The organism is Palleronia pontilimi, from assembly GCF_016412875.1.
GTDB classification, from domain to species: domain Bacteria; phylum Pseudomonadota; class Alphaproteobacteria; order Rhodobacterales; family Rhodobacteraceae; genus Palleronia; species Palleronia pontilimi.
Window position 1 is genome coordinate 1 of the sequence record NZ_JAEKPD010000027.1, and the last position, 12602, is coordinate 12602.

General features: G+C 65.5%; 11 protein-coding genes. 7 read left to right on the forward strand and 4 right to left on the reverse strand.

The features are described from left to right. Positions 1-247 precede the first annotated feature (247 nt). From ILP92_RS17110 to ILP92_RS17140, 7 genes are all read left to right on the forward strand, one after another. Entirely contained in the window at positions 248-1780 is a 1533-nt protein-coding gene (locus ILP92_RS17110) for an EAL domain-containing protein (RefSeq protein ID WP_198917631.1), read from the forward strand. 64 nt (positions 1781-1844) lie between these two features. Beyond that, the gene (gene yidC / locus ILP92_RS17115; RefSeq protein WP_198917632.1) at positions 1845-3653 is read left to right on the forward strand and encodes a membrane protein insertase YidC; all 1809 of its coding nucleotides are present in this window, start codon (positions 1845-1847) and stop codon (positions 3651-3653) included. Between the two features lie 94 nt (positions 3654-3747). After that, entirely contained in the window at positions 3748-5577 is a 1830-nt protein-coding gene (locus tag ILP92_RS17120) for a c-type cytochrome (protein ID WP_198917633.1), read from the forward strand. Between the two features lie 83 nt (positions 5578-5660). Beyond that, positions 5661-6407 carry an MOSC domain-containing protein gene (locus ILP92_RS17125; protein ID WP_198917634.1) on the forward strand — a complete coding sequence of 249 codons (747 nt, stop codon included), beginning with the start codon at positions 5661-5663 and terminating at the stop codon, positions 6405-6407. Beyond that, on the forward strand, positions 6407-7051 hold the full coding sequence (yihA, locus tag ILP92_RS17130) for a ribosome biogenesis GTP-binding protein YihA/YsxC (protein WP_198917635.1): 645 nt from the start codon (positions 6407-6409) through the stop codon (positions 7049-7051). The genes ILP92_RS17125 and yihA overlap by 1 nt, the downstream gene beginning before the upstream one ends. A gap of 79 nt (positions 7052-7130) precedes the next feature. Beyond that, complete coding sequence (argB, locus tag ILP92_RS17135) at positions 7131-8000, forward strand: acetylglutamate kinase (protein ID WP_198917636.1); 870 nt, start codon at positions 7131-7133, stop codon at positions 7998-8000. After that, on the forward strand, positions 7997-8500 hold the full coding sequence (locus ILP92_RS17140) for a SixA phosphatase family protein (protein ID WP_198917637.1): 504 nt from the start codon (positions 7997-7999) through the stop codon (positions 8498-8500). Before argB ends, ILP92_RS17140 begins: the two co-directional genes overlap by 4 nt. Here ILP92_RS17140 and ILP92_RS17145 read toward each other — a convergent pair. From ILP92_RS17145 to ILP92_RS17160, 4 genes are read right to left on the reverse strand one after another with little or no spacing between them, the layout of a single operon-like run. Then, positions 8497-9135, reverse strand: a complete 639-nt coding sequence (locus ILP92_RS17145) for an HhH-GDP family DNA glycosylase (protein ID WP_198917638.1) — start codon at positions 9133-9135, stop codon at positions 8497-8499. The genes ILP92_RS17140 and ILP92_RS17145 overlap by 4 nt on opposite strands. Positions 9136-9195: 60 nt before the next feature. After that, positions 9196-9945, reverse strand: coding sequence for an amino acid ABC transporter ATP-binding protein (locus ILP92_RS17150; RefSeq protein ID WP_235971561.1), 750 nt, complete (start codon positions 9943-9945; stop codon positions 9196-9198). Between the two features lie 51 nt (positions 9946-9996). Beyond that, positions 9997-11292, reverse strand: a complete 1296-nt coding sequence (locus ILP92_RS17155) for an amino acid ABC transporter permease (protein ID WP_198917639.1) — start codon at positions 11290-11292, stop codon at positions 9997-9999. Position 11293: 1 nt separating this feature from the next. Beyond that, positions 11294-12523: an amino acid ABC transporter permease gene (locus tag ILP92_RS17160; RefSeq protein ID WP_198917640.1), complete on the reverse strand. Its 1230-nt coding sequence runs from the start codon at positions 12521-12523 to the stop codon at positions 11294-11296. Positions 12524-12602: the final 79 nt, after the last annotated feature.

The following is a 12602-nucleotide window of genomic DNA, read 5'->3' on the forward strand; positions in this document are numbered from 1 at the left end:
AGTCCAGTTCGCAATGGCCCGGATACCGGGGAGAAGGTCATGGGCTGCCGCTCAATCTCAAGATCGTTTCATCCGCGCATGCGCCAATGCCGTTACTGCACCCGTCCAGAAGACGGTGCTGCAAATTACGTCCTTCAATTAACCGTTCTGTCAGAAAAACTGCTTAGCCCTGTCGCCAGACGCTTGCAGTAAAGGGGCAGCAATGGCGCAGGACGGGACCACCCGTGCGATGCGATGGCGCACGTGGATGACCGCGCGCAACGCGGTCGCCGTTGCCGTGGCCGCGGCATTGCTGGCGCTTGACTGGATCACGTCGCTGGATCTGCTCGCCTTGGCAGTCGTGGCGCCCTTGCTTGTCCTCCTCATCAGACCCGCGCCGACCGCCGCTCCACACCAAGCCGTCGACGTGCCCCTGCCGCGCGCCGAGGCCGTGGTCGCCTATCTCGAACGGCGGATCCAGGCCTCCCCCGGGTTCGCGCCGTCTTTGATCGCGCTCAAACCGCGCATGGTCGGGCGCGTCCCCGGCCTGTCGCCCGACGCCGCACTTGCCTGCGCAAGCCGCGCGATCCGGCCCATTCTGCGCGCCGAAGACCTGGTCGGCGCCGAAGCGGGGGGCGTCCTGGTCATCGCCCTGTCGGCGCGTCAGTCCGGATCGCTCGAAAACCTCATCCAGGTGGCCTTGCGCCTCCAGCGGACCCTGCAGATGCCGGGCCCCGATCGCGAGAACGGGGCGGTCTTTTCGACGGCCGTCGGGATCTGCTGCGAGGGCAGTCGCGCCTCGGCCATGGGCGCGCAGGACTGCCTGGCGGCGACCCTTCGCGCCGTCGCGCGCGCCGAAAACCGGGGCCGGAACGAGATCGAGGTCGTGCAAGGCCACACCCTGCCGGGATCGCCACCGCCACTGGACCTTGCCCTGGATCTGGACCGGGCGCTGGCAGACGGGCAGATCGTTCCCTTCTTCCAGCCCCAGGTCTGCACCGATTCCGGCGCGCTGAGTGGTGTCGAGGCACTTGCGCGGTGGATCCACCCCGATCTCGGCGTGCTGTCGCCTGCCCAGTTCCTGCCGACCGTGAAAGCGGCAGGCGCAGACCGCACCTTGACGGATACGATCACGCGACAGGCCCTTCGCGCGCTGGCCGAATGGGACCGGCAGGGACTGGGGATTCCGCGCGTATCGATCAACATGACGCGGGACGATCTGGACGACCCGAAACTGGCCGACCGCCTGGACTGGCTGCTGGACGGCAGCGGTCTGACCCCGAACCGCCTTGGGATCGAGATACTGGAAACCGTGCTCAGCCTCGACGCGAACGGCACCATCCCCACGACGCTTGCGAAGCTCAGCGCCAGGGGCTTCATGATCGACCTCGACGATTTCGGCACAGGGCAGGCCTCGATCGCGTCGATCCGGCGCTTCTGCGTGGACCGGCTGAAGATCGATCGCTCGTTCGTTCGCGGCCTCGACCAGGATCCCGACCAGCAAGGAATGGTGGCCGCCATGGTGACCATGGCCGAGCAATTGAAGCTGCAGATCCTGGCCGAGGGGATCGAGACCGCGGGCGAGCATGCCCGCGCGGCGCAGCTTGGATGCGGCCACGTGCAGGGATTCGGGATCGGCAAGCCCATGCGCGCGGAAGCCCTTCCCGGCTGGCTTCGACGGTGGCGCCAGGACCACGGTGGCCGGGCGCTTCCCGACGCCTTCCGGCATTTGCCCGATCCGCCCGCCTTGGCGCCGAAAGGCAAGGCCGACTGGCCCAAGCCGACCGGCAAAACGGCTTGACCTTTCCTGCCTTGGCCTGTTGAACGCACGCTGACCCTTTTCATGCGACAGGCGGCAGTCCCCCATGGACGATCAGAACAAGAATCTCATTCTTGCGACGGTGCTCAGTTTCCTCGTGATCCTGGTGTGGTTCGTGTTCTTCCCACCCGAAGAGCCTGTCGTCGATCCCAATGCACCCGCCGTATCGGCCACGGAGACCGCGCAGCCGACCGCGCCCGCCCCGCCCGCCATCGCGGGTGCGAACGGCGAGCCCACGCCGCCCGAGCGTCCGGCCGCCGACGTGCCGCGGATCGACATCGACACGCCCGCCCTGTCGGGCTCGATCTCGTTGCAGGGTGGACGGATCGACCGGTTGGCGCTGAAGCGCTACCGCGAAACGCTGGATCCCGCATCGCCCATCGTCGAGCTCTTGTCGCCGGTCGGCGGTGACGACGCCTATTACGCCCTGTTCGGCTGGGCGCCCGGCGCGGGGCTGAACTACGAAGACGTCCCCGGCGCCAACACCCCCTGGACCCAGACCGGCGGCACCAGCCTGTCGCCCGGCGCCCCGATCATGCTGGAATGGACCAGCCCCGCGGGCCTGACCTTCGAGCGGCAGATCTCGATCGACGAGGATTACCTGTTCACCATCGACCAGAGCGTGACGAATACGGGCAGTGCCGCCCAGCGCCTTGCCCCTTACGGAACGGTCGCGCGCCACGGCGAGCCGCAGGATCTGTCCAACTTCTTCATCCTGCACGAAGGCGTCGTGCGGATGTCGGATGGCGAACTGCAAGAGCTCGACTACGACGACCTGCCCGATCTCGACCTGGTCCAGCGCGAAGCCGCCCGCGCCGACGTGATCGACGTGGCGCAGGACGGATGGATCGGCTTCACCGACAAGTATTGGATGACCACCCTGATCCCCGAGGCGGGCACGCCCTTCACGTCGGTGGCCAAATATGTCGACGGCGCGGACATCTACCAGACCGAGGCGCGCCTGCCGACGCTGGAAGTCGCACCCGGCGAGACCGTGCAGACCCGCATGCAGCTCTTTGCGGGCGCCAAGGAATGGGAAACCATTCGCGCCTACGAAGAAGACGGGATCGACGGCTTCATCGACAGCATCGACTGGGGCTGGTTCTTCTTCCTGACCAAGCCGATCTTCGCCGTGCTGCACTGGCTGAACGCGCTGATCGGCAACATGGGCTGGGCCATCATCGGGCTGACGCTGCTGATCAAGGCCGTCCTCTTCCCGCTGGCCTACAAATCCTACGTCTCGATGGCGAAGATGAAGGAACTCCAGCCCGAGATGGAAAAACTGAAGGAAAAGGCGGGCGATGACCGCCAGAAACTTCAGCAGGGCATGATGGAGCTCTACAAGAAGAACAAGGTGAACCCGGCCTCGGGCTGCCTGCCGATCCTGCTGCAGATCCCGATCTTCTTCTCGCTCTACAAGGTGATCTTCGTCACGCTCGAGCTGCGCCACGCGCCGTGGCTGGGCTGGATCCGCGACCTCAGCGCGCCCGATCCCAGCTCGATCCTGAACCTCTTCGGCCTGCTGCCCTGGGGCACTCCCGAAGTCGGCTCGATCTTCTTCATCTTCTCGCTGGGCGTCCTGCCGATCCTGCTGGGCATTTCCATGTGGCTGCAGCAGAAGCTGAACCCCGCGCCCGCGGATCCGACCCAGGCAATGATCTTCGCCTGGATGCCGTGGGTCTTCATGTTCATGCTGGGCAGTTTCGCCAGTGGCCTGGTGCTCTATTGGATCGCCAACAACACGATCACATTCACCCAGCAATACCTGATCATGCGCAGCCAGGGCTATAAGCCGGACGTTTTCGGCAATATCCGCAAGAGCTTCGCGCGCAAGACCGGCGACGAGAAAAGCTGAGCCATCCGGGTGTCGGTGCGGTGAACCGCCGCGGCGACACTGGGAACAGACAAAGCCCGCACTAGTTTCCCCTCTGTCGTTCGGAGGTATGCGCATGTCGGGATTCTTTAATACACGGTTCGTGGTGAAATTGGTTGCGGTCGCGGGAGCGCTCGGAATTTTTGGCGGTATCGTCGCCTTGGTTCTGATCTTCACCGGATCGATAAACTTGGCGGCCAATACCAAGGATCCGAAACTTCTTTACAAGGTCGTGCACGGCACCTTCAAACAATGGGTCTCGTCGAACGCCGATGGAATCCCGGTGCCCGACGATCTGGACGATCCCGGACGAATTGCGCTCGGCGCCCAGCATTACGCGCAGAACTGCACCCGCTGCCACGGTGGCCCCGGCTTGGGACAGAACCCGATGGCCCTGGCGATGAAGCCCACGCCGCAGCACCTGCCCGCCGTCATCGACCAATTCACCGATGCCGAGCTGTTCTTCATCCTCCAAAAGGGCGTGATGATGTCCGCCATGCCCGCCTGGCCCGCCGAGGGCCGCGATGACGAGATCTGGTCCACCGTCGCCTTCATCCGTCAAATCGACGACATGAGCGTCGCCGAATACATGAATCTCGTCACGCCCGAACCGACCGAAGTTCCGGAAATGGATTTCGGCCTGCTCGCCAGTGCAGAGGAAATGGATTTCTACGTCACGCGCTATCCGATGGAAGAGCATCTTTACGCGGCACCGACCGGTGGATTCGCGGATTACGCGCTTTCCGGCGTCCCGGTCGCCCAATGCGCGACCTGCCACGGCACCGATGGCAGCGGCGCTCCCACGGGGGGCGAGGCGCCCAACCTGTCGATCCAATCACCGGCCTATATCAAGGCGGCGCTGCAATCCTATGCCGCGGGCGATCGTCACTCTGGCTATATGCAGGTCGTCGCCGCGCAATTGTCCGACGCACAAATCGACGCGCTGGGCAATTACTACGGCAGGACCCTGCCCACCGTCGCGACCACGATGGACACCGCCCCCGATGCCGAGCTGGTCGCCTTGGGCGAGACGCTCGCCACGCAAGGCCGCCCGGTCGACGGCATCTCGGCCTGCTACGATTGCCACGGCAAGTCGGGCACCGACGATCCCGACGGCGTGCTCGTCCCGCAGATCGCCGCCCAGTCCGAGATCTACCTGACGCGCCAACTGCGCCAGTTCCGGTCGGGCGGGCGCGGTCAGACGGCGATCTGGTCGCCGATGACCGGCGTTGCCCACAACCTGAGCGATGCCGACATCGCCGGCGTTTCGGCCTATTTCGCCGCGCTGCAAATCGATGCGACCCCGCCGACCCAGCCCACGGACGTTCCCGCGACGGCCGAGCAGACGGCCATGGCGACGGACCTGATCTCGGGAGTCTGCTCGGAATGCCACGAGGCGGATATCCTGGGTGCGCCGTCAGGCGAGACGCCGAACCTGACCCTGCAGGGGCCGGATTACATCGAGCGCCAGCTTTATGATTTCCGTGCCGGCCGCCGCGACAACTCGCGGATGCAGCAGACCGCGATCCGCCTGGACGAAGCGCAGATCCAGGCCCTGTCGGCCTATATCGGCGGGATGGAGATCGGGTTGCGGCAGCCCCCCGAGCCGGTATCGACCGATCTTGCCCTGGGCGAACAGCTGGCCCGCCGCGGCATGCCCGACCAAGACGTGCCCTCCTGCCTGACCTGCCACGGCGAGGCGAATACCGAAAGCCTGAGCCAGGTGCCGCGCCTGCACGGTCAGAACGGTGCCTACCTGCTCACCCGTCTGGAATATTTCCAGCAGGGCGACGCAGACGACATCACCGACTACAGCCCGATGCCCTGGATCGCGCAGGCCATGAGCGACGAGCAATTGCGTGCCGCGGCCGCCTGGTTCGCTGCGCAAGAGCCCCTGGCGAAGTAGCGAACATCGCCAAGCTGCCCGCCCCGCTTGACAAGCCGGGGCGGGGCTGGTCCACCCGCCAGAGCAATCTGGCGGGTTTTTCCATGGCGCAAACGGCCACTCTTACCGAAATCTGGACCCATCCGATCAAGGGGATCGGGCGCGAGGCGCTGGCATCCGCCCCGCTTTCGGAAAACGCCCCCCTGCCCGGCGACCGCGCCTGGGCGCTGCTGCACGACGGTGCGCGCGACACCGACGACTGGCAACCGCGCGGCAATTTTCTGCAAGTGGCGTCGGGCCCAAACCTGGCCGCCATCGCCTGCGAAACGCTGGGCGGCGACCGCTTCCGGCTGACCCATCCCGACCGCCCCGCGCTGACCGTGACGCTGCCCGACGACCAGGCCGCGTTGATCAACTGGATCGCGCCGCTCTGGCCCGCGGACCGCGCCGCGCCGCACCGGGTCGTCCGCGCCCCCGCGATCGGCATGGCCGACAACGGGCACGCCACCCTGTCGATCCTGAACCGCGCATCGCTCGCCGATCTGTCGCGCCATGTCGCCACCGATCTCGAACCCGGACGCTTCCGCGGCAACGTCGTGATCGACGGGCTGGAGCCTTGGGTCGAAGAGAGCTGGCTGAACAGGACCCTGCGCATCGGCGACGCCGAGCTACACGTCCTGATGCCCATCGAGCGCTGCCGCGCGACCGAAGCGAACACCGCCACGGGCAAGCGGGATGCCAACACGCTGGCGGCCCTGCGCGACCACCGCGGCAACCAGGATATGGGCGTCTATGCCCGCGTCTCGACGCCCGGCTGCATCCGCACCGGCGACCGGGTCGAGGTGGTTTGATGCAACTTGCCTTCCCCGAAGCCCAGCCCGACGACACCCAGATCGAGACCGGCCGCCGCATCTTCGCGGGCGAGACGACGTTCCTGAAAGGCGTCGTCGCCATGGACGGCCTGCCGCCCGATGACCGGGTCGAAATCTGCTTCGCCGGTCGCTCGAACGTGGGGAAGTCGAGCCTGATCAACGCCTTGACCGGGCGCAAGGGACTGGCGCGCGCATCGAACACGCCCGGCCGCACCCAGGAAATCAACTTCTTCACCCTCGCGGATCTCTACCTGGTGGACCTGCCCGGCTACGGCTTCGCCAACGCCCCCGTCGCCGTAGTCGAGACGTGGCAGCGCCTGATGAAAAGCTACCTGTCGGGCCGCGCGAATCTGCGCCGGGCCTTCCTGCTGGTCGACGCACGGCATGGCATCAAGCCGGTCGACGACGACATCATGGCGCTTCTGGACCGCGCCGCCGTGCCCTTCCAGACCGTCCTGACGAAGGTCGACAAGGTGAAGGAAAAGGACCGCGCCCGCGTGCTCGCCCAGGTGCGCGACGGCCTATCGAAGCACCCGGCCGCCTATCCCGAACTGGTGCTGACCTCGTCCGAAAAAGGCTGGGGCATCCCCGATCTGCGCGCCATCATCGCCGCGCTGGACTGACCGGGCCCCGCGTGCAGCGATGCGCCCTTGAGCGCCGCGCCCGCTCGGACTACCAGTGGGACCAGCCGCGGGGGAGCGCATGCCAGACACCACACCCACCAATGCCGATTGGGTCGCGACGGCCAGCACGCTGAGCCAGGCGCTGCCGCTGTTCCAGCGTTACGCGGGCGCCACCGTGGTCATCAAGCTCGGCGGTCATGCCATGGGCTCGGACGCGGCGATGCGCAGTTTCGCCCGCGACGTCGTGCTGATGAGCCATGTGGGCGTGAACCCGGTCATCGTTCACGGCGGCGGCCCGATGATCAACGAGATGCTGGAAAAGCAGGGCGTGGTCAGCGACTTCGTGCACGGCAAGCGCGTGACCGACGCCGAGACGATCAAGGTGGTCGAAATGGTGCTGTCGGGCCTCGTGGGCAAGCGCATCGTGCAGGCGATCAACGCCGAAGGGGGCCGCGCCATCGGCATTTCCGGCAAGGATGCCAGCCTGATGATCTGCGAACAGACCGACCCCGCGCTGGGCTTCGTCGGCACGCCGGTCGAATGCAATCCGAAATTCCTGCAATCGCTGAACGACACCAAGACCATTCCCGTGATCGCGCCCATCGGGGCGGGGCGCAACGGCGAGACCTTCAACGTCAACGGCGACACCGCCGCCGGGGCCATCGCCGCCGCCCTGAAGGCGGATCGGCTGCTGCTGCTGACCGACGTGGCCGGGTTGAAGGACGCATCCGGCGAAGTCGTCAGCGAGATGACCCCCGAGGCCATCCGCCAGATGACCGCCGATGGCGTGATCCAGGGCGGCATGATCCCCAAGACGCAGACCGCGCTCGATGCCATCGACGGCGGCGTGCGCGCGGTCGTGATCCTGGACGGGCGCGTGCCCCATGCGTGCCTCTTGGAGCTTTACACCGAGCACGGCGCGGGCAGTCTGATCCGGACCCCGCGATGAGCCTGCGGCTGATCCTGACACGCCACGCGAAATCCGACTGGGGCGACCCGGACCTGCCCGATCACGACCGCACGCTGAACGCCCGGGGCCACCGGGCCGCGGACGTCATCGGCCGTTGGATGGCGGACCAAGGCATCGTGCCGAAATGCGCGCTGCTCTCGACGGCGACGCGTGTCGCCGAGACCTGGGACGGGCTCGCGCCGCATCTGGACACGCCGACCGTCCAGCGAAGTGCCGGGCTGTATCATGCGGCGCCCGAGACGATAATGGACGAAATCGCAGCCCTGGAGTGCGATGACGTGATCGTCGTCGCGCATAATCCCGGCCTGGCCGCCTTGGCCCAGTACCTCGTCGTCGAGACACCGCAGCGGCCCGAATTTTACCGCTTCCCGACCTGCGCTACCCTGGTCTTGGATATCCCCGGTGAAAGCTGGCTCTCGCTCGGGCCAGCCTGCGCGCAAGTCGAACATTTCGTGGTGCCGCGCGACCTGACGGACTAGTCGGCCGCCTGTTCCACCCTATCCCCGGCACCGCGCAACTGGGCGCGCGTCAGGGCGGCTGTCAGGCGCACGAACCGCTCGCGCGAACCGGCCATCGACACCAGCGCTCCGTGATCGGTGGTCAGGCCCAGCTTGCCCGCTGCCTGCTCGGCCGGGCCGTCCAGTCGCGGATAGAACACGTCCCAGACCAGCTGCGCCTCGCGCGCGAAGATCTGCGCGCCCATGTCGCCCAGGCCCTTCGCCTCGGTCAGGCGCGCAAGCACCGTGTCCGCATCGTCGTCCAACATATTGCGCAGGTCGTCGTCATAGCGCTCGCGGATGATGGCGGCCGTGGATTTCAGGTAATCGGTCGCCACCCCGTCATAGCGCTTGTAGCCGTTTTCGCCGAGGCAGCGCATCACGGTGACGTCGTCGGCGTCGAGCAGCCCGTCGATCTTGTGCAGCCCCTCCGCCCGCAGCGCAGACGCCGCCTGGACGGCCAGGTCGGACGAGATCCGCGCGGCCAGCAGGAGGCAACCGATCAGCCAGTGAAACAGCTCTTGCGGCGTGTCCCGGGCGATATTGGCGCCGATCTCTTCCGAAAACAGAACGCCCTGATCGGCGATCAGGGCGTCCACGATATCTTGCTGCGACATGGTCCAACCTCCGGCTTTTTGCCCTGCCCAACGCGGGCAAAGGTGGCCGGGGTCCGCGACCTAATGGCCCAGGATCTGGCTCAGGAACTGCTTGGTGCGCTCGGATTTGGGGTTCTTGAAGAATTCTTCGGGCTCGTTCTGCTCGACGATCTGGCCGTCGGCCATGAAGATCACCCGGTTCGCCACCTGCCGCGCGAACCCCATCTCGTGGGTCACGCAGAGCATGGTCATGCCCTCTTCGGCAAGCTCGATCATGGTATCGAGCACTTCCTTGATCATCTCGGGGTCCAGCGCCGACGTGGGCTCGTCGAACAGCATGATCCGCGGCTTCATGCACAGCGAGCGCGCGATCGCCACGCGCTGCTGCTGGCCGCCCGACAGCTGGCCGGGATACTTGTCGGCCTGCTCGGGGATCTTCACCTTGCGCAGGAAATGCATCGCCGTTTCCTCGGCTTCCTTCTTGGGGATCTTGCGCACCCAGATCGGCGCCAGCGTGCAGTTTTCCAGGATCGTTAGGTGCGGGAACAGGTTGAAATGCTGAAAGCACATGCCGACTTCCGAGCGGATCTTGTCGATCTGCTTCAGGTCCGACGAAAGCACCGTTCCGTCGACCTCGATCGTGCCCTTCTGGTGTTCTTCCAGCGCGTTGATGCAGCGGATCAGCGTCGACTTGCCCGAGCCCGACGGCCCGCAGATGACGATCCGCTCGCCGCGATAGACCGTCAGGTCGATGTCGCGCAGCACGTGGAAGCTGCCATACCACTTGTTCATGTTCTCGATGCGGATCGCGACCTCGTCGCTGACCTTCATCTTCGACGTGTCGACAGCCATTTCTTCGGTCATGGTCATGGGGCCGGCTCCTTATCGGTGATCTGTGGCAAGCTGACGCTCGAGCCACTGGGAATATTGCGAAATGCCGTAGCAGACGACGAAGAACAGCAGGGCCGCGAAGCCGTAGAGCTCCCAATAGACGCCGTTCCAGTCGGTCGAGGCCAGGATCGGTCCGCGGATCATGCCCACCAGGTCGAACATCGAGATGATCGACACCAGCGTCGTGTCCTTGAACAGGCCCACCGCCACGTTGACGATCCCGGGGATCGAGATCTTCAGCGCCTGCGGCAGGATGATCAGCCGCATGGACTGCCAGTAATCCAGGCCAAGGCTTTCCGCGCCTTCAAACTGGCCGCGCGGCAGCGCCGCCAGACCGCCCCGGATCACCTCGGCGATATAGGCCGACGCGAACATGGTGATCATGATGATGACCCGCAGGATCAGGTCGAAATTGGTGCCCGGGGGCAGGAAGTATGCCAGAACCACGTTGGCCACGAACAGCAGCGTGATCAGCGGCACGCCGCGCACGAACTCGATGAAGACGACGCAGATGCCCTTGATGATGGGAAGGCGCGACTGGCGGCCCAGCGCCAGCACGATGCCGATGGGCAGGCTCAGCGACACGCAGACCACGCCCAGGATCAGGTTCAGCATGAAGCCACCCATGTCGCGGGACTGGACGGCCTGCAGGGCCAGGACGTCCGACAGCGCCGGGGTGACGAAGCCCGCCAGCCACCAGACGACAAAGGCCACGATGACGCCGCCGAAAAAGCCCAGCGCGAAGCTGCGATCCACCAGGGCGCGGTAGGCGAAATAGCCCGCGACCACCCCGACCAGCGCGAAGGTCGGCACCAGGATCGTGCCGCCCCACAGCAGCCAATAGGCGGTGAACGGATAGAGCGCGGTCACGATCAGAAGCGCGCGCGGCAGCGACGCGAACAGGACGGGCGCGGCGGCCACGAAAAGCAGAACCAAAGCCAGCGTCGGACGCCAATAGGCCTCGGACGGGTAGGAAAAGCCGAAGAGCAGCTGCCAGATGCGGTCCTCGAGCACGGCAAAGCAGCCGCCCGCCCCGTCGCCGGTGATCGCGCGGCATTCGCGGATGTCCGAGGCGAGCCAGACACCACCGGCGATCCACGGGATCAGGATCGACAGCAGCAGGTAGATCACGTAGATCGCGGCCAGCGTCAGGATCGAGTAGAACCAGTTGGAAAACAGGTTCGTGCGCAGCCACTTGATCGCCCCGGTCTCGGAGACGGGCGCGGGCTGCTGGGGCACCATGCTTTCGCGAACATAGGCGACGCTTTGGGAATGGGTGTCGGCCATGTCAGCGCTCCTTCAACGCGACGGACGCGTTGTAGACGTTCATCACCGCCGAGATCGACAGCGAGATGATCAGGTAGAACAGCATCAGCAGCAGCACGCATTCCAGCGCCTTGCCGGTCTGGTTCAGCGTGATGCCCCCCAGCGTCGCGGTGATATCCGCGTAGCCCACCGCGATGGCGAGCGAGCTGTTCTTCGTCAGGTTCAGATACTGCGAGATCAGCGGCGGAATGATGATCCGCAACGCCTGCGGCAGGATCACCAGGTTCATCACCCGGCGCGGGCGCAGGCCCAGCGCCGCCGCCGCTTCGGTCTGGCCGGTGCTGACGGCCAGGATGCCAGCACGGACGTTTTCGGCGATGAAGGCGCCGGTATAGATCGACAGCGCCAGCCACAACGCGATGAAGGGCTTGGCGATCAGGGTCCCGCCCTGGATGTTGAAATTGTTGCTTGCGACATCGGGCATCGACAGGCTGAGCGCGCCCAGCACCAGCTGCGCAAGCACCACCGGCACGATCAGGATCAGCCAGCTGGGCCAGACCGGCAGCAGCTTGCCCGTGTCGAACAGGGTCTTCTTAACATGCGCGCGCCACCAGAAGAAGCCGACGATCCCCGCGATCAGCGCGATCAGGACGACCGGCCAACCGGCCCCCAGCTCGACCGCGGGCGCGTAGAAACCGCGATTGGTGAAGGCAAAGGCCCCCAGGATCAGCTCGGAGCTCGGCTCGACCGAGCCGCCGCGCGTCAGGAAATCACGCGGGTTCGCCCCGGAAAGGGTGACGACGGTGCCGATGATGAGGATCCAGATCAGGACGGGCACGTTGCGGAACGCTTCGACGTAGATGCTCATCAACTTGGCGACCAGCCAGTTCTTCGACAGGCGCAGCACGCCGGCGGTCACACCGATCAGCGTGGCGGCGATACAACCCAACACCGACACGAGCAGCGTGTTGATGACGCCGACGATCGCGGCGCGCAGATGGCTCGACTGGCTGTCGTATTCGATCAGCGTCTGGTTGATGTCATAACCGGCCTGTTCGCCCAGGAAGTCGTACGAGAAGGTCAATCCGGCGGTCGCGAGGTTCTGAACCAGGTTGATGCCCAGATAGGCCATGGCGAAGATGATGCCGATCAGCGCGATGAACTGGAAGGTCAGGCCACGATAGCGTCTGTCGTTGATCAGGCTCGAGATACGAAAACCCTGGTTGGTCTGCGGATCGGTCACACTTGCCATGAAGGAAATTTCCTTAGGTCATCGCGGCTTCGATCTCGCCGGGCCGTCGTAAGCCCCGCGCGGCCGCTTGTCTTTTCTT